The organism is Hydrogenophaga sp. SL48, from assembly GCF_021729865.1.
GTDB lineage: Bacteria > Pseudomonadota > Gammaproteobacteria > Burkholderiales > Burkholderiaceae_C > Hydrogenophaga.
Genome location: NZ_CP063400.1, coordinates 4,053,425 through 4,074,877 on the forward strand (window position 1 = coordinate 4,053,425; position 21,453 = coordinate 4,074,877).

20 protein-coding genes are annotated in these 21,453 nt (G+C 69.9%); 8 read left to right on the forward strand and 12 right to left on the reverse strand.

What is annotated here, in order from left to right; all coding sequences use genetic code 11:
- Window positions 1–169: 169 nt before the first annotated feature.
- The 3 genes from IM738_RS19195 to IM738_RS19205 all read left to right on the forward strand — a co-directional run bounded on the left by IM738_RS19195 (window position 170) and on the right by IM738_RS19205 (window position 2,162).
- Window positions 170–325, forward strand: a complete 156-nt coding sequence (locus IM738_RS19195) for a hypothetical protein (RefSeq protein WP_236962639.1) — start codon at window positions 170–172, stop codon at window positions 323–325.
- Between the two features lie 35 nt (window positions 326–360).
- Window positions 361–1,647 (forward strand): PQQ-dependent sugar dehydrogenase, encoded by a 1,287-nt coding sequence (locus tag IM738_RS19200; protein WP_236962640.1) that lies wholly within the window; start codon window positions 361–363, stop codon window positions 1,645–1,647.
- 134 nt (window positions 1,648–1,781) lie between these two features.
- Window positions 1,782–2,162, forward strand: coding sequence for a c-type cytochrome (locus IM738_RS19205; protein WP_236962641.1), 381 nt, complete (start codon window positions 1,782–1,784; stop codon window positions 2,160–2,162).
- Window positions 2,163–2,171: 9 nt separating this feature from the next.
- Here the strand turns inward: IM738_RS19205 and IM738_RS19210 are convergent, their stop codons facing one another.
- From IM738_RS19210 to tsaB, 3 genes are read right to left on the reverse strand one after another with little or no spacing between them, the layout of a single operon-like run.
- Window positions 2,172–3,050, reverse strand: coding sequence for a uracil-DNA glycosylase (locus IM738_RS19210; RefSeq protein ID WP_236966361.1), 879 nt, complete (start codon window positions 3,048–3,050; stop codon window positions 2,172–2,174).
- A gap of 5 nt (window positions 3,051–3,055) precedes the next feature.
- Complete coding sequence (gene rimI, locus IM738_RS19215; RefSeq protein WP_236962642.1) at window positions 3,056–3,625, reverse strand: ribosomal protein S18-alanine N-acetyltransferase; 570 nt, start codon at window positions 3,623–3,625, stop codon at window positions 3,056–3,058.
- Window positions 3,626–3,674: 49 nt separating this feature from the next.
- Window positions 3,675–4,475 carry a tRNA (adenosine(37)-N6)-threonylcarbamoyltransferase complex dimerization subunit type 1 TsaB gene (gene tsaB, locus IM738_RS19220; protein WP_236962643.1) on the reverse strand — a complete coding sequence of 267 codons (801 nt, stop codon included), beginning with the start codon at window positions 4,473–4,475 and terminating at the stop codon, window positions 3,675–3,677.
- A gap of 44 nt (window positions 4,476–4,519) precedes the next feature.
- Here tsaB and dacB point away from each other — a divergent pair, with 44 nt between their 5' ends.
- Window positions 4,520–6,133, forward strand: a complete 1,614-nt coding sequence (dacB, locus tag IM738_RS19225) for a D-alanyl-D-alanine carboxypeptidase/D-alanyl-D-alanine endopeptidase (RefSeq protein ID WP_236962644.1) — start codon at window positions 4,520–4,522, stop codon at window positions 6,131–6,133.
- Between the two features lie 157 nt (window positions 6,134–6,290).
- Here dacB and IM738_RS19230 read toward each other — a convergent pair whose 3' ends face one another.
- The 4 genes from IM738_RS19230 to purE all read right to left on the reverse strand — a co-directional run bounded on the left by IM738_RS19230 (window position 6,291) and on the right by purE (window position 9,422).
- Complete coding sequence (locus IM738_RS19230) at window positions 6,291–6,530, reverse strand: hypothetical protein (protein ID WP_236962645.1); 240 nt, start codon at window positions 6,528–6,530, stop codon at window positions 6,291–6,293.
- A 143-nt stretch (window positions 6,531–6,673) separates the two neighbouring features.
- Window positions 6,674–7,678 carry an L-threonylcarbamoyladenylate synthase gene (locus IM738_RS19235; RefSeq protein ID WP_442908528.1) on the reverse strand — a complete coding sequence of 335 codons (1,005 nt, stop codon included), beginning with the start codon at window positions 7,676–7,678 and terminating at the stop codon, window positions 6,674–6,676.
- A gap of 15 nt (window positions 7,679–7,693) precedes the next feature.
- The gene (locus IM738_RS19240) at window positions 7,694–8,929 is read right to left on the reverse strand and encodes a 5-(carboxyamino)imidazole ribonucleotide synthase (protein ID WP_236962647.1); all 1,236 of its coding nucleotides are present in this window, start codon (window positions 8,927–8,929) and stop codon (window positions 7,694–7,696) included.
- A gap of 4 nt (window positions 8,930–8,933) precedes the next feature.
- Window positions 8,934–9,422, reverse strand: coding sequence for a 5-(carboxyamino)imidazole ribonucleotide mutase (gene purE, locus IM738_RS19245; protein WP_236962648.1), 489 nt, complete (start codon window positions 9,420–9,422; stop codon window positions 8,934–8,936).
- A 130-nt stretch (window positions 9,423–9,552) separates the two neighbouring features.
- Here purE and trxA point away from each other — a divergent pair, with 130 nt between their 5' ends.
- Together trxA and IM738_RS19255 are read left to right on the forward strand one after the other, a co-directional pair.
- Window positions 9,553–10,461: a thioredoxin gene (trxA, locus tag IM738_RS19250; protein WP_236962649.1), complete on the forward strand. Its 909-nt coding sequence runs from the start codon at window positions 9,553–9,555 to the stop codon at window positions 10,459–10,461.
- Window positions 10,462–10,536: 75 nt separating this feature from the next.
- Window positions 10,537–11,334, forward strand: a complete 798-nt coding sequence (locus tag IM738_RS19255; RefSeq protein ID WP_236962650.1) for an alpha/beta fold hydrolase — start codon at window positions 10,537–10,539, stop codon at window positions 11,332–11,334.
- A 124-nt stretch (window positions 11,335–11,458) separates the two neighbouring features.
- Here the strand turns inward: IM738_RS19255 and IM738_RS19260 are convergent, their stop codons facing one another.
- The 4 genes from IM738_RS19260 to IM738_RS19275 all read right to left on the reverse strand — a co-directional run bounded on the left by IM738_RS19260 (window position 11,459) and on the right by IM738_RS19275 (window position 18,992).
- Window positions 11,459–14,314, reverse strand: coding sequence for a hypothetical protein (locus IM738_RS19260; protein ID WP_236962651.1), 2,856 nt, complete (start codon window positions 14,312–14,314; stop codon window positions 11,459–11,461).
- Window positions 14,315–14,407: 93 nt separating this feature from the next.
- Window positions 14,408–15,448 carry an L-glyceraldehyde 3-phosphate reductase gene (gene mgrA, locus IM738_RS19265; protein WP_236962652.1) on the reverse strand — a complete coding sequence of 347 codons (1,041 nt, stop codon included), beginning with the start codon at window positions 15,446–15,448 and terminating at the stop codon, window positions 14,408–14,410.
- 251 nt (window positions 15,449–15,699) lie between these two features.
- Window positions 15,700–17,229 carry a GMC family oxidoreductase gene (locus IM738_RS19270; RefSeq protein ID WP_336886529.1) on the reverse strand — a complete coding sequence of 510 codons (1,530 nt, stop codon included), beginning with the start codon at window positions 17,227–17,229 and terminating at the stop codon, window positions 15,700–15,702.
- Between the two features lie 254 nt (window positions 17,230–17,483).
- Window positions 17,484–18,992, reverse strand: coding sequence for a CoA-acylating methylmalonate-semialdehyde dehydrogenase (locus tag IM738_RS19275; protein WP_236962653.1), 1,509 nt, complete (start codon window positions 18,990–18,992; stop codon window positions 17,484–17,486).
- Window positions 18,993–19,116: 124 nt separating this feature from the next.
- Between IM738_RS19275 and IM738_RS19280 the strand changes: the two genes are divergently transcribed.
- Together IM738_RS19280 and IM738_RS19285 are read left to right on the forward strand one after the other, a co-directional pair.
- Window positions 19,117–20,061, forward strand: coding sequence for a LysR family transcriptional regulator (locus IM738_RS19280; RefSeq protein WP_236962654.1), 945 nt, complete (start codon window positions 19,117–19,119; stop codon window positions 20,059–20,061).
- Between the two features lie 135 nt (window positions 20,062–20,196).
- The gene (locus IM738_RS19285) at window positions 20,197–20,421 is read left to right on the forward strand and encodes a hypothetical protein (protein ID WP_236962655.1); all 225 of its coding nucleotides are present in this window, start codon (window positions 20,197–20,199) and stop codon (window positions 20,419–20,421) included.
- 223 nt (window positions 20,422–20,644) lie between these two features.
- On the opposite strand, the gene iolB is transcribed toward IM738_RS19285, so the two are convergent.
- On the reverse strand, window positions 20,645–21,448 hold the full coding sequence (iolB, locus tag IM738_RS19290; RefSeq protein ID WP_236962656.1) for a 5-deoxy-glucuronate isomerase: 804 nt from the start codon (window positions 21,446–21,448) through the stop codon (window positions 20,645–20,647).
- Window positions 21,449–21,453 lie beyond the last annotated feature (5 nt).

Consider the following 21,453-nt stretch of genomic DNA (forward strand, 5'->3'; position numbering starts at 1 on the left):
CGTCACAAAAAGGAAGACCTGCATCGGCTGGTGTCAAAACAACGCCAACGTGGCAACCCATCACCTTTGACCCCCGAATTTGAGGCTTAGGGGCAACGAACCCAGGCCCAACGCCAGGGCGCGACGGGCACAATGGCGCCTGTCCTCAACCTCCGCCGAGAGTGCCTCTGTGATTGAAATGCTGTTCCGCCTGGGTGTCGCGCTGCTGCTGTCCCTGAGTCTGGCGCTGTTGCTCGCTTGGGGTTGGGATCGCTCCGACACGGCCCCGCCCCAGCAGCCCACCCCCACCAGCGCGCCGAACAGCCAGCCCGCCCCCTTGCGCTGACCCCACAGCGCCAGGCCACTGCCTAGAATCGGGCGATGCCGTCGCCCCGTGTCCTTCCCCCCCGTCTGATCCCTTGCCTCGCTGCGTTCGGCCTGCTGCTGGGCAGCGCCTGGACGGCCCAGGCCCACGCCGCCGGCGCTTCGGCCTACGCCACCCGGGGCGAATGCGCCGGCTACCCGCGCGTGGCGCTGACCGCGCCCAAAGGCTGGTGCGTGGGCCTCGTGGCCGACGCGCGCGACGGCCTGCTGATGCCGCGGCGCCTGCTCGAGGTGTCGCCAGGGCGTTTCTGGATCACCGACATGGGCACCTGGGACGCGCACCGGGGCCGCCTGCTGGAACTCAACACCGCCGGACAACCCGGCGACAAGGGCCGCGTGCGCGTGCTGGCCAGGGGCCTGGACCGGCCGCACGGCCTGGTCCGGGGCCCCGACGGGCGCATCTACATCGCCGAAGCCGGCACCATCTGGCGCACGCCACTGGCCAACATCGAACGCGAAGACGTGCTGCGCGACCTGCCCAGCGACGGCGCGCACCCGCTCAAGGAACTGGTGTTCGGGCGGAGGGGGCGGTTTTTCCTGAACATGGGATCGGCCACCGACGCCTGCCGCGACGAACAGCAGCAGCAAGCCATGCCCTGCCCCGAAGCCACCGGCCCGCGCCCGCGTGCCGCCGTGTACGAGGTGCACCTGGGCGGCCCCGATTTCAAGCTGCAGGTGTTCCGCCCGTTCTCGCTGGGCTTGCGCAATTCGCTGGGCCTGGCGCTGACGCAGGACACCACCAACGGTGCCGAGCGCCTCTGGCAGGCGGAAAACTCGGTGGACTACATCGACAACCAGTTGCCCGGCGAGGAGCTCAACGAACTGCGTCGCGGCACCCACCACGGCTGGCCCTACTGCGTGAGCATCGAGGCAGGCCGCGGCGTGCCGGCCCGCGGCTACGAAGCGCGCGCGCGCTGCGACACCCCCGATCACCAGGCCCCGTACGACACCTGGCCGGCCCATGTGGCACCGCTGCAACTGCTGGCCGTGCCACCCGTCGCGGCGGGCCAGCCGGAGCTGCCCTGGAGCGGCCGGCTGCTCGCGGTCTGGCACGGCCACCGGGCACCGGGGCACCGCATCGTGGCCTGGCGGCTCGGCCCGGACGGCCGCCCCGCCGGCGAACGCGAGAACATCGTCTCGGGCTGGCTCGCCATGCCCGGGCTGCGCCCCCTGGGCAACCCCGCCGGCATCACGCTCGACAGCCAGGGGCGGCTCTGGGTGGTCGAAGACCGCAACCGCACGGTGCTGGTGGTGGCCCCCGACAGCGCGCCCGGCGCCCCGTAAGCCGGGGGCGTGGCGTGCGGGCCACCGCATGTCTCAAGTTGCGACGGAGGTGGCGCGCCTTGACAAGGATCAATCCAGTGCAGGAACGGGCTGATAGCCTGAGGTCATTCCCTCAAAAACCACTGGAGTTCCCCATGAAACGCAGCCTGCTTTCACTGTCCCTCGTTCTCCTGACCGCGCCCGCCTGGGCCGCCCCCGCCGACGACGAGGCCGCCCTCAAACTCGCCACCGGCAGCGGCTGCATGGCCTGTCACCACATCGAGCCGGGCGCCAAAGGCCCCAACGGTCTGCCACCCATCGGCCCGGCCTGGCGCGACGTGTCGGCCAAATACAAGAGCGTGAAGGGCGCGCAGCAGCAGCTGACCGCCACCGTGCTCGCCGGCTCCAGCCCCTACGAGAGCCACTGGAAAGACAAGGTGAGCGGCCTGGCGATGCCGCCGAACAAGGTCGCCATCTCGTCGGCCGACGCGGCCCAGCTGGTGTCCTGGATCCTCGCGCTGGACGTCAAGAAGTAAAAGACGGCCTCAGCCCGCCGCTCCCTGCGCCGTCTCCATGGCCAGGCACAGGTCTGCCCAGGCCTTGGCCTTGTCGGCCGGGGTGCGCAGCAGGTAGGCGGGGTGGTAGGTGACGATGACCGACACGCCCTCGTAGCGGTGCACGCGCCCGCGCAGGCGACCGATGGGTTCGTCGGTGCGCAGCAGCGACTGCACCGCAAAACGCCCCATGGCGACGATGATCTTCGGCCGCACCAGCGCCACCTGCCGCGCAAGATAGGGCTCGCACTGCGCGACCTCGGCCGGCTGCGGGTTGCGGTTGGCCGGTGGGCGGCACTTGAGCACGTTGGCGATGTAGGCGCCCTGGGCGCCCTCGCCCGAGCGGCCGCGGCCCACGGCGCGCAGCATGTTGTCGAGCAGCTGGCCGGCCGCTCCCACAAAGGGCTCGCCCTGCAGGTCCTCGTTTTCACCCGGCGCCTCACCGACGATCATCCAGTCGGCCTGCCTGTCGCCCACGCCGAACACGGTGTTGCGCCGGCTCTTGCACAGGCCGCAGGCCTCGCAACCAGCGACGGTGGATTGCAGCGTGGCCCAGTCCATGGCGGCGACGTCGGCCGGGCGCTGGCGCTCGGCCGGTGCCACCACGGGTGCGGCGGCGGGTGCGGGCACCACCGGCGGCGCCACGGGTGCTCGCACCGGCGCTGCGACGGCCGCCACCGGCGGGCGAGCGGGTGCTGGCGGCGCGGCATCCGGCCCGGCGACCGGGGCGGCCTCGACGCTGGCCTCCGGCGCCACGGCGCGGGGCGCCCAGACCTTGACGCCCATCTCGGCCAGCATGGCGCGCTGGCGCGCGTCGAGCCGGGGCACGAAGGAGGTGGCGGCCTGATCGTCGTCGGTGGGGGTGTTCATGTCGGTCATCGGGATTCTCCTGCGCCACCGGCGACCAGGTTCAGGCTCATCACCACCGCGTCTTCGCGCTGCAGTTGCCCCGCGGGGTAGTAGGCGCGGCGCAGGCCAACCTGCTGGAAACCGTAGCGCTGGTACAGCGACCGGGCCGGCGCGTTGCTGGCACGCACCTCCAGCCACAGCCACTGCGCCCGCTGGCCGCGCGACCACAGGGCGAGCGCGTCCAGCATGAAGCGGGCCCAGCCCTGGCGCTGCTGCGACGGCGCGACGGTGATGTTGAGCAGGTGCACCTCGTCCACGCCCGGCATGGCCACCAGGTAGCCCAGCAGCACGCGCCCGTCGACGCGACGCGGGTGCGGCGTCTCGCCGGGCAGCGCCTCGCCGAGCAACAGCACGGCCGGGTACCCCGAGGCGAGCGAGTCGGCGAAGTGCCGGCGCGACCAGGGGTGGGTGTAGGCCAGTTTTTCGACCTCGTGCACCGTGTCCAGATCGGCCTCGGTCATCGGTTCGAAGGCCACGCGGCGCTGGGGGTGGGCGTCGGGCGCGGCCGGCCAGCCGCGCAGGGCGGCACCGGGCATGACAACCCCTGAGGAACCGGCGGCCTGGGACTGCGACATCACCTGCGCCTCAAGCACCTAACGGCGCGGGCCGCTGGGCGGCCTGTTCCAGGCGCAGCCGTTCGCGCTCGGCCGTGGTCCGCGCGACCTGGTCGCGCACGTACAGCGGCAAGGCGTCCTGCGCGGCCACGGCCCGGCCGGCGGCCAGCAGCGCTGGCGCGAGTGCCAGCAGGGCCGCCGCCGTGGGCAGCGCGCGCTCGCGCGGCCCGGGCAGGTCGGCCAGCCCGGCGGCGTAGGGCTCGAACACATTGCCCGCCAGCAGGCAGTCGCCCGCCTCCAGCGACACCCCCGCCGGCAGGCTCTGGCGCAGGTGCGCGCCGAGCAGGGCGGGCGCACACAGGCGCGGCGGCTGCAGCGGCGTGGCTTCCAGGCCCAGCGGGCCGCAGGCGTGGAGCGCCACATACATCTCGTCCATGCGGGCGTCGAGCAGGGCCGCGATCACGGTCGGCAGTGGCAGGCCGGCCATCACGCGCTGTTCGCGCGCCGCTTCGGCCAGGGCCAGCAAGGTGTCCACCGGCAGCACCGGCAGACCACCCGCGCCGTACGCCAGCCCCTGGGCCACCGCGCAAGCGGTGCGCAGGCCGGTGAACGAGCCCGGGCCGCGACCGAACACGATCGCGTCCAGGCTGTGCAAGGCCCAGCCGGCCTGGGCCAGCAGGGACTGCACCGTGGGCAGCAGCGTGGCCGAGGACTGCGCCGCACCCGGCCCGCTGTAGCGCCAGACCGGCTCGCCCGGCGCGCCGCTGCCCAGCGCCACCGAGAGGATGTCGGTGCTGGAGTCGATGGCGAGCAGGCGCGGTAAAGAAGGCATGAGGGGCATTATCGGCGAGGGTCCGCGCCCATAATCGCGGCTCCATGACCTGCCTCCCCCCTCTGCGCTTCGCTGCGATCGCCTTGTTCGCCGCCCTCTCCCTGCCCCTGCTCGCGCAGGACAGCGATCTGGGCGCGGGCGAACCGAGGCCGGCACCCGAGGTTGACCTGACGGTGCCGCCGGCCGCGCCCGCGCCCGTGGTCGCCCTCCCCCGCCCGGTCGCGCCGCCCGAGGTCCGGGCGCTGGGAAACACCGGCCTGCCCGGCACCGTGCTCGCGGCGCTGCGGCGGGCGCAGGTGCCGGCCAGCGCCCTGTCGGCCCTGGTGCTCCCGGTCTCGGGCGAGGGGCCCGAACGCATCCGCCACCGCGCCGAGGTGCCGATCAACCCGGCCTCGGTGATGAAGCTGGTGACCACCTACGCGGCCATGGACCTGCTGGGGCCCGACTTCACCTGGTCCACGCGTTTTGCCACCGACGGCGTGGTCGACAAAGGCACGCTGCGCGGCAACCTCTACATCCAGGGCGGTGGCGACCCCAAGCTGGTGCTCGAACGCATCCAGGCGGCCTTTCAGTCGCTGCAGGACAAGGGGGTCGTGGTGGTGCTGGGCGACATGGTGCTCGACCACAGCGCCTTCGAGATCACGCCGCGCGACCCTGGCGCCTTCGACGGCGAGGCGCTGCGCCCCTACAACGCCAGCCCCGACGCGCTGCTGGTCAACTTCAAGTCGGTGGTGCTCAGGTTCATGCCCGACCCGGCGGCCGGCGTGGCCCGCGTGTTCAGCGAGCCGCCCATGGCCGGCCTGGCCATCGACGCCACGCTGCCACTCTCGCGCGGCGGCTGCGGCGACTGGCGCGGCGCCATCGCCGCACGTTTTGACGACGTGAACGCGATCCGCTTCGAGGGCCGCTACCCCCTGAGCTGCGGCGACAAGGAATGGCCGGTGGCCTACCAGGACCCGGCCAGCTACGCCGCGCGTGCGCTCGAAGGCCTGTGGCGCAACAGCGGCGGCGCGCTCACCGGCCAGGTGCGCACCGGCGCCACGCCGGCCCGTGCGCGGTTGCTGCACGAGGCCCGCTCGCTGCCGCTGTCCGAGATCATCGCGGACGTCAACCAGTGGAGCAACAACGTGATGGCCCAGCAGGTGTTCCTCACGCTGGGGCAGCTGGCGCCGGCCCGGGTGAATTCGATGACCGTGCCGCGCGGGCGCCTCACGCCGGTGCGGCCCGGTCGACTGGAGCGCTCGCGCGAGATCCTGGGCCGCTGGTGGAAAACCACTTTCGGCATCCGCCACGCCACGCCGGTGATGGAGAACGGCTCGGGCCTGTCGCGGATCGAGCGCATCACGCCCGACGCCCTGGGCGCGTTGCTGCGCCACGCGGCACGCCACCCGCAGGGCGAGAAATTCGTGCAGTCGCTCTCGGTGGCGGGCATCAAGGGCACGGCCGCGCGCATCGGGCGTTCACCCGACAGCCTGGTGCACGGCAACGCCTGGCTGAAAACCGGCACGCTGCGCGACGTGACCGGCATCGCCGGGTACGTGAACGCGGGCCACGGCGCGCGCTACGCGGTGGTGGGCTTCATCAACCACCCCAACGCGGTGGCGGCCCGCCCGGCGCTGGACGCGCTGGTGGAGTGGACGGCGAATCTGCCTGACTGAGTCCCCCCCCGCAGCGCTGCGCGCTACCCCCCAGGGGGCGGCACTGGCCGTCTGGCAAAGCCAGCCCGGCGGTGCCCTGGGCTGGGCTGCTTCACTCGTTGCGGGTGGTGCTCCGGCAACGTGAAAAACCGAGACGGGATTGCCGTCTGTTTCCGGTTCAGTACAGCCAGAGCGCCAGCGCCACCGCGCCGCACGCCCCCAGCACCCAGAACCCCCGGTGCCTCTGCTGCTGTTTTTCCAGCATGGCGCGGGCCCTGCGGCGGTTCATCGCATCGTCCAGCACATCTTCGTCACACGCCTCGGCCTGCATGGTGCAGTAGTACTGGTGGCGCGTGGTCTCGTTGATGGCAAAGTCATCGTCGGAGGCGCTTCGGACGGTGAGGAAGGAGGGTTTCACGGTGGGCTCGGCGGTGTGCGGGCAGGGTCCGGAGCAACGCCCGGTGCGGCGGACGCTCGACGGTGTCTCCTGCTCCATCGGCCGCGACTGGCGTTTCTTGAACCTTTTTTGCAGCGCGCGTTGCGCCGCGTGCGCCCGCCGGGTCAGGCCGCGGCGCGCTGCAGCCGGTCGCGCACGCCGTCCCACTCCGCGCCTTCGGGCGGTGTTTCCACCCAGATCAGCTTCACGCCGGTGGCGTCCAGCTCGCGCAGCACCGCAAACAGCGCCTGCGCGGCGGCGGCGGCATCGTCGGGCATGCGGCGCTGGGGCACGCTGCGGGCGGCGCGCAGCGTGGCGCGCGCGTACACGGCGATGTGTTTCGCGTCGGCACCGAGCACATCGAGCGCCGCCTGCAGTTGCTGCGCGGGCATGAGCCGCAACCTGGCGCGCGGCGCGTAGTGCGATTCGAGCGTGCCCGACGCGCGCGGAGCGGCCTCGTCACGCTCGCGCACCGGCTCGCCACAGGCGGCTTCGATCTGCGCGGGCGTGATCGCGCCGGGGCGCAGGAGCACCGGTGTGCCACGCGAACAATCGACGATGGTGGACTCGATGCCCACCGGGCAGGGGCCCCCGTCGAGGATGAGCAGCGCCTCGTCGGGCAAGGCCGCGAACTCGTCGGCCACGTGCGCGGCGGTGGTCGGGCTCACGCGCCCGAAGCGGTTGGCGCTGGGCGCGGCCACGCCGTGCACGCCGTGCGCCCGCGCCGCGACCAGCAGGGCCTGCGCCGCCGGGTGCGAGGGACAGCGCAGCCCCACCGAGTCCTGCCCGCCGGCCGCCACCGCCGCCACCTCGGGCCGGCGCGGCAGGATGAGGGTGAGCGGGCCGGGCCAGAAGGCCTGCATGAGCGCGACCGCAAAGTCGGGCGCCTCGCGCGCGAACGGCGCCACGGCGGCGCGCCAGCCGTCCGCGGCGGCGGGCGGCAGGTGCACGATCAGCGGGTGGTCGCTCGGCCGGCCCTTGGCCTCGAAGATGCGCTGCACGGCGCTGGCGTTGCCCGCGTCGGCCGCCAGGCCGTAGACCGTTTCGGTCGGCATGCCCACCAGCGAGCCGGCGGCGAGGCGCCGGGCGGCGGCTTCAATGGCTGCCGGGTCGCTGGCGTTCAGGGTCAGGGGCATGGCAAGGGATCAGGCGAGAGGGGGCAGACCCAGGAGCACCAGCACCTTCGCCGCCGTCTCGCGCACCTGCGCCACCGAGCCGCCGGTGATGTTCAGGTGGCCCATCTTGCGGCCCGGGCGGGCGCTGAGCTTGCCGTAGAGGTGCAGGTGGGTGCCCGGCAGCGCCAGCACCTGCGCCCAGGGCGGCGACACCGGCTGCTCACTGGCCTGGGCGCGCACGCCGTTGGCGTTGAACCACAGGTCGCCCAGCAGGTTGACCATGATGGCCGGGCTGTGCTGGCGCGGGGTGGGCAGCGGCAGGCCGGCGAGCGCGCGCACCTGGGCCTCGAACTGCGACAGGTCGCAGGCGTTCTGCGTGTAGTGGCCGCTGTTGTGCGGACGCGGCGCCATCTCGTTGACGATCAGGTCGCTGCCGCCCGTGCCGTTGTCCACCACGAAGTACTCGACGCACAACACGCCCACGTAGTTCAGGTGGTTCGCGATGGCGACCGTGCTGGCCTGTGCGCGCGCCGCCAGATCGGCCGGAACGGCGCCTTCATGGACTTCGGTGATCGCGAGGATGCCGTCGTGGTGGGTGTTTTTTTGCACCGGGAAGGCGACCACCTGGCCGTCGGCGCCGCGCGCCACCAGCACAGAACATTCGCTCTGCAACGGCATCAGCTTTTCCAGCACGCAGGGCACGCGGCCCAGCTGCTCCCAGGCGGCGGCGAGTTCTTCGCGGGTCTTCACGCGGATCTGGCCCTTGCCGTCGTAACCCAGGCGCGCGGTCTTCACGATGCCGGGCAACAGATCGGCCGGCACCGCCGCCAGCAGCTCGGGCGTTTCAATGGCCGCGTAGGGCGCGGGGTAGACACCGCTGATCGGGCCGCAGGCCACGAAGTGCGCCTTCTCCTGGATGCGGTCCTGCGCCACCGCCACGCACGCCGACGACGGCGCCACCGGGCGGTGCGCACCCAGCGTGAGCAGCGCGGGCGCGGGCACGTTCTCGAACTCGGTGGTGATCGCGTCGCAGCGCTGCATCAGCTGCGCCAGGCCCTGCTCGTCGTCGTAGGGCGTGTCGATGTGGTAGTGGCTGATCAGCCCGGCCGGGCTGGCGGGATCGGGATCGAGCACCGCCGTGAAATAGCCCATGGCCTGCGCGGCCTGCACGAACATGCGGCCGAGCTGGCCGCCGCCCATGACACCCAGGGTCATCTGCTGGCCACGGTCGGAGAGAGCGCCGGGCAAGAGGGGTTTGAGGCTCATGGGATCAGGTCGGCAGGGTCATGTTGCGCGCAGCTTCGGTCTGCGCGGTGCGGAAGGCTTCGAGCTGCGCGCGCAAAGCCGGGTTCTCGCTCGCCAGCATTGCCACGGCAAACAGCGCCGCGTTGGCCGCACCGGCGGCGCCGATGGCGAACGTGGCCACCGGCACGCCCTTGGGCATCTGCACGATGCTGTGCAGCGAATCGACACCCGACAACGCCTTGGACTGCACCGGCACGCCCAGCACCGGCACCACCGTCTTGGCGGCGATCATGCCCGGCAGGTGGGCGGCGCCACCCGCGCCCGCGATGATGGCTTTGAGCCCCCGGCCCACGGCCGCTTCGGCGTAGGCAAACATGTCGTCGGGCATGCGGTGCGCCGAGACCACGCGCGCCTCGTGCGATATGCCGAAGTCTTTGAGGATCTGCACGGCGTGCTGCATGGTGTCCCAGTCGCTGCTGGAACCCATGACCACGCCCACCTGGATGGAACTCATGGGAAGGGGCTTTCTGCCGGGCTCGGACGGGCCGGCGGGTGCGGACGCGGTCGGGAAATCGGCCGCGCTCCGGTAAAGTGTCGATTTTACGTTTGCGCCCCTCCCGCCCCACAACAAGAACACCCACGCCATGATCAACGTCACCATTGAAAACTTTGAAACCGAGGTCATCGAAGCCTCCATGCACACCCCCGTGCTGGTGGATTTCTGGGCGCCGTGGTGCGGTCCCTGCAAGGTGATCGGCCCGCTGCTGGAGAAGGTGGAGATCGACTACGCCGGCCGCTTCAAGCTGGTCAAGATCGATTCCGACCAGGAACAGCAGCTGGCCCAGGCCTTCGGCATCAAGAGCATCCCCACCTGCGTGCTGCTGATGAACGGGCAGCCGGTGGACGGCTTCATGGGCGCGCTGCCCGAGGGCCAGATCAAGGCCTTTCTGGACAAACATGTGCCCGCGGCCGAAGAAGTCGAGGCCGCCGCTGAAGAAGCCGAAGCGCTCGACGCGCTGGCCGAAGGCGATGTGGAGGGTGCGCTCGCCAAGCTGCAGCAAGCGGTGGAGACCGACCCCAACAACGACGACGCGCGCTTCGATCTGGTGAAGTTGCTGCTGGAGCTGGAGCGCGACGACGACGCCAAGGTGGCGTTCGCGCCGGTGATCGCCAAGTCCGCCGCGGTGCGCCGGCTCGACTCACTCAACCGCTGGATGAAGGCACGCGACGCGCAGGACATGGTGACCGACCCCGAGGCCCGCGCCGCCGAGCTCCAGGCGAAGATCGCCGCCAACAAGCGCGACTTCGACAGCCGCTTTGCGCTGGCCCAGTTGCTGCTGGCGCACAGCCAGTTCGTGCCCGCGATGGACGAGCTGCTGGAGATCCTGATGCGCGACAAGGCCTGGAACGAAGAGCTGGCCCGCAAGACCTTCATCGCCGTCCTCGACATCATCGAGCCGCCCAAGCCCAAGGTCGCCGAAGGCCAGGTGCCGCCCGAAGACCCGACGGTGGCGACCTACCGCCGCCGGCTCTCCAGCGTGGTGCTGAGCTGAGCCTCGCCGGTCGTGCACCCACCGGCGCACGACCGGACCGCGGGTCCCACCCCCAGCCCACCGACCGGAGCCCGCATGTCCCGACCCGAACCCTTTTTCCGCGAAGCGGGTGCTGGCCCGGGTGTCGTGTGCCTGCACTCGAACGCCAGCCATTCGGGCCAGTGGCGCGAGCTCATGGACCGGCTGGCGCCCGATTTCCATGTGCTGGCGCCCGATGGTTATGACGCAGGCAAAAGTCCGGCATGGCCGGCGGACCAGCCCATGTGCCTGGACGACGAGGTCGCGCTGCTGGAGCCGGTGCTGGCACGGGCCGGTTCACCGCTGGTGCTGGTGGGCCACTCCTACGGCGCGGCGGTCGCGCTGACCGCGGCACTGCGGCACCCTGGCCGGGTGCGCGCCCTGGCCGTGTACGAACCCACGCTGTTTTCGCTGCTGGAACAGGAAGCTCCTGCGCCCAACGACGCCGACGGCATCCGCCACGCCGTGACCGCTGCGGGCGAGGCGCTGGACCGTGACGACACAGACAGCGCTGCGAGGCACTTCATCGACTACTGGATGGGACCCGGCAGCTGGGCCGCCACGCCCGCACCGCGCAAGCCCGCCATGGCCGAGTCGGTGCGACAGGTGCGGCGCTGGGGCGACGCCTTGTTCAACGAACCCACGCCACTGGCGGCCTTTCGCACGCTCGACGTGCCCGTGCTGTACATGGTCGGCGAGCGCTCGCCCACCTCGGCGCGGGGGGTGGCCCGGCTGCTGTGCGCCACCTTGCCGCAGGTGCAGCCGCTGACGTTCGCGGACCTGGGCCACATGGGGCCCATCACCCACGCCGAGCCGGTGAACGCGGCCATCGCCCGATTTCTGGCCGGGCTCTGACACCCAGATCCGCCGTTCCTTGACGGCCCAAGCGGCCATGGCGTGCCTTGCGCCGGGCGCGGAGACGCGGCACAGCCACCCCGAGCCGGTCACCTGGCGCAACCCCGTGTGCATGGGGGCGTGCTCACCGGGGAAGGGTCTTCCAGTGGCGCAACAGGGTGCGCAAGGCCTCGGGTTTGTTGGTGGGCGCAAGTCCGCCCGCCTGGTTCCGTTCGTTCACGCCGTGGCACGACGCGCACACCCGCACCTCGCCCGGCTGGAAGGTGATCCAGACCCGCTCGCGCACCACCGCGTTTCCGCCGCCGTCGGTGGTCTGCCAGGTCATGGCACGGCGGGCCGGCACGAAGGCGGCGGTCGATCCGTCGGCCGCGATCGGCACGCTGCTGACCGGGCCGGTCGGGTTGGCCGGATGGCTGGCGCGGGGTTCGTGCATCGGCGTGGCAATGGGGCGGCGCCCGGGAAAGCGGTAGCCGCGCACCTGGTCGGCCTGGAAGAGCTGGAAGTGGGCGATGTCGTACACGCGGCCGCCGCCGGGCGCCACGGTGCTGACGCCGCCCGGCACCCGCAGGTTGAACGGCTGTTGCTGGTCGGCGCGGTCGCGCGAGGTCTGGTTGCGGGTGACGATCAGGGCCAGGTCGTTGGCCCGGAGCCAGCTGCGCAGTTCGGCCTCGCTCACGGCCTCTTCGCTGAACACGCTCAGCTCGGGGGTGGCCAGGGCCGGCGCCTGGCGGGTGGCCGGGCGCGCACGCGCCACCACCTCCACCGCCTCCAGCTCCCAGAGCAGTCCGTCAAAGCTGCGTTGGGTGTCCGGGTCCCACCAGGTCACGGCCTCGCGCACGCCACCGGTCAGCGAGATGCCGGCCTGCTGCAGCCCGCCCGCCCCCACCGTCAGCGGCTTGATCAGGAACTGCGTCATCTGCGCGGCCGTCGCGGCGGCGGTGGGCGTGTGCGTGGCCACCAGCGCCCCGGTGCTCAGCGGCAAAGGGTTGCGGTAGCGCCCGCCGGTGATGGAGCCGTCGGGGTTGGAGGGGGCGGTCACGTCGGTCACGGCCATCTGCTCCGGGTTGACGCCGATGCCGCCGTTGAAACGCACGATCTGGTTGGTGGAGAGTGACCCGAACTCGCGCGCGTAGATGCCCAGAAAACTGCCGGGGCGCGCCGGGTCTTCGCGCAGCTGCATCAGCCCACCGTCGCCGCGCAGGTACTTGGTGTTGGCGCGGAAGGCCGGATTGGACGAGTAGGTCAGCGCCGGGTCGTCGGTGAACGACTCGCCGATGAAGCCGAAGGACAGCTCGTGCCGGCCCACGTGGTTCAGCGTTTCTTCGTCGGTGCCGTCTTCGTTGATCTGCCAGGGGGCGAAGAAGTTGTTGGTGTAGCCCGCCACGGCGCCGAAGGCACCGGTGTGATTGGCCCGTCTTTCAGGGAACACCTCGGGCGTCAGGCCCAGCGAAGCCGCTCCGGCCGCTTCGCTGGCGTAGGTCGTGGCGCCGTAGTCGGTGCCGCCGGCGCGCTGCGCATCGGCCTGCTGGTCCTGCTGCAGGTGGTCCCATCGGGTGAAGACCACCCGGCCGGCGCTGTCGATGCTGGGCGAGAAGGCGCCGCTGACGGTGTGGTTGAGCAGGCGCAGGTCGCCGTTGGCCGGGTTCAGGCTCCAGATGCCGGTGACGATGGCCGTGCTCTCGTACTCGTCGAGCTGCGGGTAGAGGTGCGCTTCGCCGCCCCGGGGGCGGTCGGAGGTGAACAGCACGCGGTCGTCGGTGCCGTAGAACGGCGACACGTTGTTGTAGGTCAGCGGCTGGTTCGCCACCTTGGTGATCGAGACCGTCTCGCCCTTCGCCAGGCCGTTCACTTCATAGATCTGCCAGTAGAAGGTCTTGACCTGGTAGCGCACCGCCGGCGCGCCGACGATCATGCTGAACAGCGCCTTGTTGCCGCTCCAGTGCACCGAGGGCTCGCGCACCGCGATGGCCTGCGCGCCCTGGAACCCGTCCATGCCGAAGCCGGCCTCGCGGGTCAGGTTGCGCAGGCTGCCGTCGGGGTAGCGGACATACAGGTCGCCACCGCGCGGCACGTGGTCGGGCCGCGCGAGGTGGTTGGCGAAGGTCGACATGCGTGCGGCGAAGTCGGCGGTGTGGGGCACCTGGGTGACGAACAGGATCGGGTTGATCACCCCCGCCACCGGCTCGACCGTGCCGGGCACGTGATAGGCCACGCCCTCATAGACGTACTGCGGCAGCGTGGTCTTGATGTACGCGGCCTCGGTGGGCGAGGCGCTGTAGAAATGAAAGCCCCTGGTCGCCAGGTAGAAGCGGTGGAGCGGGATCAGCCCGGCCCCGGCCACCTTGCTCGCGTGATACGCCACACCCTCGTAGCGGAACTGCGGCAGCGTGGCCTGGATGTGGTTCTTCTCGTCGTCGCTGATCGTGTAGAAGTGCACCCCGGTCTGCGAGTTGAAGAAGCGGTGCACCGGGCTCAGCCCCGCGCCCGCCGCGCCCATGGCCGAGAAGGCCTCGCCCTCGTACTGGAACTGCGGCAGGGTGTTGCGGATCTGGTCCCGCTCGGTCGCGCTGGTGGTGTAGAAGTGCGCTTGGGTCCGTGTGTTGAAAAACCGGTAGACCGGCACCACGCCGGCCACGGCCTTGGAAGTGGCCTTGGAAGTGGCATTGAAAGAGGCCTTGGGCGGGGCCTTGGCCGACGACACCGTTGAAGCGATGGCCTCCGCCGCCTCCAGCTCAACGGTGTTGAGACGGGCGCCCTCGGCCTGCAACGCGGCCGTCCGCTCGTCGACGGGAACCACGGCGGATGCGGTTGCAATGGACGTTGCATCGGCGGCTTTGCCCTCGCCGCCGCTGGCCCCCGACGAACCCCCACCACAGGCCGACAGCAGCGCCAGGGCCGCAAAGGCCAACACGGCCGCGGGCGCCTTGCGCACCCAGCCAGACGCACCGCGACCGAAAAATGAAGGGGTGACGGAAGCCATGCCGGCTTATAGCCGACACCCCGGCAGGGAAACCTCACCAGCCGTCGGGCGGCGCTGGCGGCGGCGCGAGTGGACGGCCGGCCCGCGCCAGTCTCAGAGCCGCTGATCGGTGGACGGCTTTTTCCAGAGGTTGAGGCCGCCGTCCACCGCATGGCCGTCGATGGCGGCCAGCTCGTCGGCGCTGAAGCTCAGGTTGTCCAGCGCGCCCACCAGTTCCTTGATCTGCTCGGGCTTGCTGGCACCGATCAGCGCGGAGCTCATGCCCGGCTGGCGCAGCACCCAGGCCACCGCCATCTGAGCCAGGCTCTGCCCGCGCGCCTGGGCGATCTGGTTCAAGGCGCGCACATGGGTCAGGTTCTGCTCGCTCAGGTGCTCGGCCTTGAAGGAACCGCCACCGGGGCGGTTCATGCGCGCGTCGGCCGGCACGCCCTGGAGGTACTTGTTCGTCAACAGGCCCTGGGCCAGCGGGCTGAAGGCGATGCAGCCCATGCCCTCGGCCACCAGGGTGTCGAGCAGGTCGGCCTCGACCCAGCGGTTGAGCAGGCTGTACGACGGCTGGTGGATCAGCAGCGGCACGCCCATCTGCCGCAGGATCGCAGCGGCCTCGCGGGTCTTGCCCGCGGAGTAGCTGGAAATGCCCACGTACAGCGCCTTGCCCTGCTGCACGGCGGTGGCCAGCGCGCCCATGGTTTCTTCCAGCGGTGTGTCAGGGTCGAAGCGGTGGGAATAGAAGATGTCGACGTAGTCCAGCCCCATGCGTTTCAGGCTCTGGTCGAGGCTGGCGAGCACGTACTTGCGCGAGCCGCCACCCTGGCCGTAGGGACCGGGCCACATGTCGTAGCCGGCCTTGCTGGAGATGATCAGCTCGTCGCGGTAGGGCTTGAAATCGCGGCGCAGGTGTTCGCCGAAGTTGGTCTCGGCGCTGCCGTGCGGCGGGCCGTAGTTGTTGGCCAGGTCGAAGTGGGTGATGCCCAGGTCGAAGGCGGTGCGCAGCATGTCGCGCTGGTTCTCCATGGGGGTGGAGGCGCCGAAGTTGTGCCACAGGCCGAGGGTGATGCTGGGCAGCTTGAGGCCGCTTTTGCCAACGGTGCGGTAGGGCATGCGCTCGTAGCGCTGGAGGTGGGCGGTGTACATGTTTCGTCTCCATTCAGTCGAAACAGCCACTCTACCCAGTAACCCGGCTGTAACTTTGATCGGCGGGGAAACAACCCCTTCGCTCGCTGGCCCGGTGCGCCGGTCTGCGGACCATCGGCATGGATTGATCAATGTGTTTGAGGCTCTTGCGAACATGCCGAGCCGGACATCCGAACGGCAATCCAATGCCTGGCCAACCTGACCGACCGCCAAAAGGCTGAGGGGCGCGAGCGCCACGGCCACGGCCGCGGCTACTGGCCCGCTCGCATCATGGCGGCCGCTTTCTCGGCAATCATGATCGTGGGCGCATTGGTGTTGCCGGACGTGATCTGTGGCATGACCGAGGCATCGACCACCCGCAGCGAACGCGTCCCTCGAACGCGCAGCTGTGCATCGACGACCGCATCGGCGCCAACCCCCATTCGACAAGTGCCCACCGGATGGTAGATGCAGCTGCTCGTCGCGCGGATTGCGGACTCGATCGATGCGTCGTCGATGGCACCGGGACCTGGAGACAGTTCCCGCACGATGTGCTCCCTCAGGGGAAGTGCTGCGGCGATCTTTCTTGCTGCGCGCAACCCCTCGATCTGCAACGTCATGTCGTCACGATGCGTCAGATAGCCAGGGTCGATCACGGGCGCATCGAGTGGGTCGTCCGAGCGCAGTGTGAGTCGCCCTCTGCTCTTGGGCCGGCACGCTTGCACGGTGATGGCCATAGCCCGAGTCTGTCCTTGCGCCGCCGCGTGGGGCGGCGCAAAGGGCACCGCCAAAAACTGGATGTCCGCAGCGAAACCATCGTTCAGCGCCTCGCTTTTCATGAAAAGACCGGCCTCGGCATGGATGCTCGTCGGTGGCGCCTGATCAGCCTGCCGAAGCGCGAGCACCAGGGGAGAGCCCGGGTGGTCGCATAGGTTCGCACCGACGCCGGGCAGCGCATTGCGCACCACAAGTCCGTGCGACTCCAACTGCAATGGATCGCCGATGCCCGAGAGCATCAGCAGCTTGGGTGAATCGACGGTGCCGGCGCTGAGGATGACCTCGCGCCTGGCCTCGATCCGGCGGACCTGGGCGCCGTCAAAGTAGTCGACGCCGATGGCGCGATCGCCGTCCATCACGATACGCAGCGCACGTGCGCGCGTGATCGTTCGAAGGTTCGGACGTTCGCGCGAAGGGTCCAGGTACGCCTTTGCGGTGCTGCACCGCTCACCATCGCGAATCGTCACCTGGTACAGCCCCGCTCCATCGCGATACGCTCCGTTGAAGTCGGGGTTTCTCCGGTGGCCACAGGCGACCGCCGCGTCAACGAAAGCGTGCGCGAGCGGGCTGGGTGAGGCTTGGTCCGAGACGGCCAGTGGCCCTCCCACGCCATGAAGGCTGGAGGCCCCGCGCGCCTGGTCCTCCGCCTTGATGAAATACGGCAACACGTCAGACCAGCCCCAGCCTTCGTTGCCCAGATCCCTCCAGTGATCGAAGTCACGCGGATCGCCGCGGATGTAGATCATGATGTTGATCGAACTCGTACCGCCAAGCACCTTGCCGCGCGGACACGGGATGCTGCGCAGGTTGTAGCCGGCCTGAAGCGTTGTCGAGTAGCCCCAGTTCTCGGCGCCGTCCCAAAGCAAGGGCCACCGGCTTGGTTGGCGAACACTGTGCGAGCGATCTTCGCCGCCGGCTTCTAGCAGCGCCACTTCACAAGAAGCATCCTCGGAAAGCCTCGCCGCTAGGACACAGCCAGCGGAGCCGGCACCCACGATGACATAGTCTGCGCTTGGCATCAGCATCCCCCAAAATCTCTGTTCGGGATTCTGGCGAAGACATTGCTGCGTCGCAAGACGTCTGGTCGCGAGCGCGGAATCTCATCCTGGTCCGCCGACCGCTTCCACTGACTGCGACCAGCGACCGGAAGGTTGCTGGTGTCCGCAAAGAGTCGCAGCGAGTCCCTTGCGCTGAAGCCAGTGCCACCGCAGAACCGGCTTCGCCGGGCCGCCAGTGGCGCCCCCTGGGGGGGTGACGCCGCAGGCGGCGCGGGGGGTACTTATTTCGCCGTCGGCATCACAAACTCGGCACCCTTGCCAATCGACTCCGGCCAGCGCTGCATGATCGACTTCTGCTTGGTGTAGAAGCGCACGCCCTCTTCGCCGTAGGCGTGCATGTCGCCGAACAGGCTCTTCTTCCAGCCGCCAAAACCCTGCCAGGCCATGGGCACGGGGATCGGCACGTTGATGCCGACCATGCCCACCTGGATGCGCCGAGCGAACTCGCGTGCCACGTTGCCGTCGCGGGTGAAGCAGCTCGTGCCGTTGCCGAACTCGTGGTCGTTGATGATCTTCACCGCTTCGCCAAAGTCGGCCACGCGCACGCAGCTCAGCACCGGGCCGAAGATCTCTTCCTTGTAGATGCGCATGTCGGTGCTCACGTTGTCGAACAGCGTGCCGCCCATCCAGAAACCGCCTTCGCAACCGTCGCCCGTCTGCTTCGCATCGAACTGGCGGCCGTCCACCAGCAGGTCCGCGCCCTGCATCACGCCGGCGTCGATGTAGCCGGTGATGCGCTCGTAGGCCGCGCGGGTCACGATGGGGCCCATTTCGGCGGCGAGGTTGGTGCCGTTGAGCACCTTCAGCGCCTTGGTGCGCTCGATCAGCTTGGGCATGATCTTCTCAGCCACGTCACCGACCAGCACCGCCACGCTGATCGCCATGCAGCGCTCGCCGGCCGAACCATAGGCCGCGCCGATCAGCGCGTCCACCGCCTGGTCAAGGTCGGCGTCGGGCATCACCACCATGTGGTTCTTCGCGCCGCCCAGGGCCTGCACGCGCTTGCCATGGTGGGCGCCGGTCTCGTAGATGTAATTCGCAATCGGCGTGGAGCCGACGAAGCTGATGGCCTTCACGTCCGGGTGCACCAGCAGCGCGTCCACGGCTTCCTTGTCGCCCTGCACCACGTTGAACACGCCGTCGGGCAGGCCGGCCTGCTTGAGCAGATCGGCCATGAACAGGCTGGCGCTGGGGTCGATGGGGCTGGGCTTCAACACAAAGGTGTTGCCTGCGGCAATCGCCACCGGGAACATCCACATGGGCACCATGACCGGGAAGTTGAACGGCGTGATGCCGGCCACCACGCCCAGCGGCTGGCGCAGGGTCCAGTTGTCCATGCCGGTGGACACCTGGTCGGTGAAATCGCCCTTCAAGAGCTGCGGGATGCCGCAGGCGAACTCGATGATGTCGATGCCGCGCGCCACCTCGCCCTGTGCGTCGGTGAAGACCTTGCCGTGTTCGGCCGTGATCAGCTGGGCCAGCTCGTCTTTGTGCAGGTTCACCAGTTCGAGGAACTTGAACATCACGCGGGCGCGGCGGATCGGCGGCGTGTCGGACCAGGCGGGGAACGCGGCCTGGGCCGCTGCCACCGCCGTGTTCACGTCGGCGGCGCTGGCCAGCGAGACGCGGCCGGTGACGGCGCCAGTGGCGGGGTTGAACACGTCCTGCGCGCGGGTGGAGGTGCCGGCCGCGCGGGCGCCAGCGATGTAGTGGGTGATGGCGGTGGTCATGGTGGGTGTCTCGTTGGGATGGGAGGAGCGGCTCTGAGGTACCCAGGCAGTGTAGGAACGGCACCCCGGCGATACAAGGCCAGAAACCTGAATTGATTGTTCAGTTTGGTGAACAATATGCCCCATGAATCAACAGAAAATCCACGAGCTCTGGGGCCACTTCCACTGGCTCAACGTGCTGGCCCAGCAGGGCAGCTACACGGCGGCGGCGGCGCGCCTGGGCGTGAGCAAGGCGGCGGTGAGCCAGCGTTTGGCCGAGCTGGAGCGGCTGGCGGGCGTGGCGCTGGTGCAGCGCACCACGCGCAGCGTGCGCCTGACCGAAGCCGGCCAGCGCCTGGTGGACGACACGCGGGCCTCGTTCGAGCACATCGCCCAGTGTTTTGCCCAGGTGCGCGACGCGGCCGGCGCGCCGCGCGGCCTGTTGCGCGTGACGGCGCCGGTGGCCTTTGCGCGCCAGCAGCTGGTGCCGCGCCTGCCCGACTTCCTGCGCCAGTACCCCGAGGTGCGGCTGGAGCTGGACATGGCCGACCGGCTGTCGTCGCTGGCGACCGAGGGCTTTGACCTCGCCATCCGCCACACGGCCCACCCGCCCGACACGCACGTGGCCTGGACGCTGTGCGCCACGCGTTCGGTGCTGGTGGCCAGCCGCGCCTACCTGCGCAAGCACGGCACGCCCGAAGCGCCCGCCGAACTGGCACGGCACAACTGCCTGCACTACCCGCGTTCGCAGGACACACCGGCCTGGACGCTGGAACCCTTGAAACCCGCAGCGGGCAGCGAGCGGGTGACGGTGCAGGTCTCGGGCTCGCTGGCCGCCAACAACAGCGAGGCCCTGCGCGACGCGGCCCTGGGCGGCCTGGGCATCGCGCTGCTGCCCGACTTCACCGCCCAGGCCAGCCTGCTCGCGGGCAAGCTGGTGCAGGTCTTGCCGGAGTGGAAACCGGTGGGCGCGTTCGCGGAACAGCTCTACGCGATCCGCCCGTATTCGGCCCACGTGCCGCGCGCGGTGACGGCCTTTGTGGCCCACCTGCGGGAGGCGCTGGCGCCGGGGTTTTCGGACGGCCTGTGACCCGTCGCGGGCCCGTCCGGTGTGACTTTTGACGACAGATCGTCAGGAAATAGGCAGAGCACCCCAGCACAAAAACTAGGGTTAACCCTATACTGCAGTGCAACATAGCTGTTACCCGTTTTGAGGAGTGTTCACATGACCACCGCAACCGCCACCTACCCGTCGTCCGGCCACCTTCTGGCCACCCTCCGCGAGCTGTTCGGCACCTGGTTCAGCGCCAGGACCCCCATCCCGGCACGCCCGCTGACCCGCTTCGAAGAAGCCGAACAGCTGCGCGCCATGGCCAACGACCTGCTGTCGTCGGACCCGGCCTTCGCCCAGGATCTGTACGCCGCAGCCGACCGGCATGAATTGGCGTAACCCCCCTGCGCCGCTGACGCGGCTTCCCCCCTGAAGGGGGGACGGCATCTGGGCCCGGCCAAGCCGGTTCCGCGATGCCCCTGGGGTTAGGACACGCACGCCGGTCAAAGCACGGACGCATGCGTGAGGGGAGGTCTTTCAGAGACTCCGTGGAACCGGCTTTGCCGGGCCACTGGAGTCGTCCCCCCTTCAGGGGGGAAGCCGCGTCAGCGGCGCAGGGGGGCTACTCCAGCATCCACTCGTGTGCCGGGTCGTTCTTGAAGACCCAGAAGCGGTTCGGCCCCGCCATCACGTTCAGGTAGTACAGGTCGTAGCCGTGCGGCGCCACCACGGGGTGGTAACCGCGCGGCACCATCACCACGTCGTGGTCTTCCACCGCGCAGGCCTCGTCCAGGCTGCGGTCGTCGGTGTAGACCCGCTGGAAGGCAAAGCCTTGCGGCGGGTTGAGGCGGTGGTAATAGGTCTCTTCCAGCAGGGTTTCCGTGGGCGGCGTTTCCTGGTCGTGCTTGTGCGGCGGGTAGCTGCTCGAATGGCTGGCGGGGGTCATCACCTCCACCACCAGCAGGTGCGCCGCCGTCGGGTCGTCGTGCGGCAGGATGTCGCAGACATACCGCGTGTTGGTGCCCTTGCCGCGCACGCTGCGCTTCATCTTCGCCGGGTCCAGCACGCTGACCTTGCGGTTGCGCGCATCGGCCGGCGCGCTGCACAGCGCCACCTCGGCCGCCCGCACCGCGCGGATGTGCACCACCTTGCCCGGTGGCACATACACCGCGGCCGGCGACACCTCGTCGAACACGCTGTTGCGGATGCCCAGGTTGGCGTGGGTTTCACCGTCGATGGTCACGTCCACCGTGCCGGTGAGCACCACCAGACACAGCTCGCGCTCACCGGATTCCACCGCTTCGGATTCGCCGGACGCCAGGCGCAGGGCGCGAAAGCCCACGTGCGTCCAGCCGGCGCGCTCGGGGGTGACGTTGACGATCTCGCGCCCGGCGGGCGCGGCTTTGGCAAGCAAAGGACTGACCATGTGAA

Excerpts from the sequence above, each read along its gene's own strand:
- IM738_RS19200 (WP_236962640.1), top strand. The coding sequence starts at position 361 with ATGCCGTCGCCCCGTGTCCTTCCCCCCCGTCTGATCCCTTGCCTCGCT.
- IM738_RS19205 (WP_236962641.1), top strand. The coding sequence starts at position 1,782 with ATGAAACGCAGCCTGCTTTCACTGTCCCTCGTTCTCCTGACCGCGCCC.
- IM738_RS19210 (WP_236966361.1), bottom strand. The coding sequence starts at position 3,050 with ATGAACACCCCCACCGACGACGATCAGGCCGCCACCTCCTTCGTGCCC.
- rimI (WP_236962642.1), bottom strand. The coding sequence starts at position 3,625 with ATGCCCGGTGCCGCCCTGCGCGGCTGGCCGGCCGCGCCCGACGCCCAC.
- tsaB (WP_236962643.1), bottom strand. The coding sequence starts at position 4,475 with ATGCCTTCTTTACCGCGCCTGCTCGCCATCGACTCCAGCACCGACATC.
- dacB (WP_236962644.1), top strand. The coding sequence starts at position 4,520 with ATGACCTGCCTCCCCCCTCTGCGCTTCGCTGCGATCGCCTTGTTCGCC.
- IM738_RS19240 (WP_236962647.1), bottom strand. The coding sequence starts at position 8,929 with ATGAGCCTCAAACCCCTCTTGCCCGGCGCTCTCTCCGACCGTGGCCAG.
- purE (WP_236962648.1), bottom strand. The coding sequence starts at position 9,422 with ATGAGTTCCATCCAGGTGGGCGTGGTCATGGGTTCCAGCAGCGACTGG.
- trxA (WP_236962649.1), top strand. The coding sequence starts at position 9,553 with ATGATCAACGTCACCATTGAAAACTTTGAAACCGAGGTCATCGAAGCC.
- IM738_RS19255 (WP_236962650.1), top strand. The coding sequence starts at position 10,537 with ATGTCCCGACCCGAACCCTTTTTCCGCGAAGCGGGTGCTGGCCCGGGT.
- IM738_RS19260 (WP_236962651.1), bottom strand. The coding sequence starts at position 14,314 with ATGGCTTCCGTCACCCCTTCATTTTTCGGTCGCGGTGCGTCTGGCTGG.
- mgrA (WP_236962652.1), bottom strand. The coding sequence starts at position 15,448 with ATGTACACCGCCCACCTCCAGCGCTACGAGCGCATGCCCTACCGCACC.
- IM738_RS19270 (WP_336886529.1), bottom strand. The coding sequence starts at position 17,229 with ATGCTGATGCCAAGCGCAGACTATGTCATCGTGGGTGCCGGCTCCGCT.
- IM738_RS19275 (WP_236962653.1), bottom strand. The coding sequence starts at position 18,992 with ATGACCACCGCCATCACCCACTACATCGCTGGCGCCCGCGCGGCCGGC.
- IM738_RS19280 (WP_236962654.1), top strand. The coding sequence starts at position 19,117 with ATGAATCAACAGAAAATCCACGAGCTCTGGGGCCACTTCCACTGGCTC.
- IM738_RS19285 (WP_236962655.1), top strand. The coding sequence starts at position 20,197 with ATGACCACCGCAACCGCCACCTACCCGTCGTCCGGCCACCTTCTGGCC.
- iolB (WP_236962656.1), bottom strand. The coding sequence starts at position 21,448 with ATGGTCAGTCCTTTGCTTGCCAAAGCCGCGCCCGCCGGGCGCGAGATC.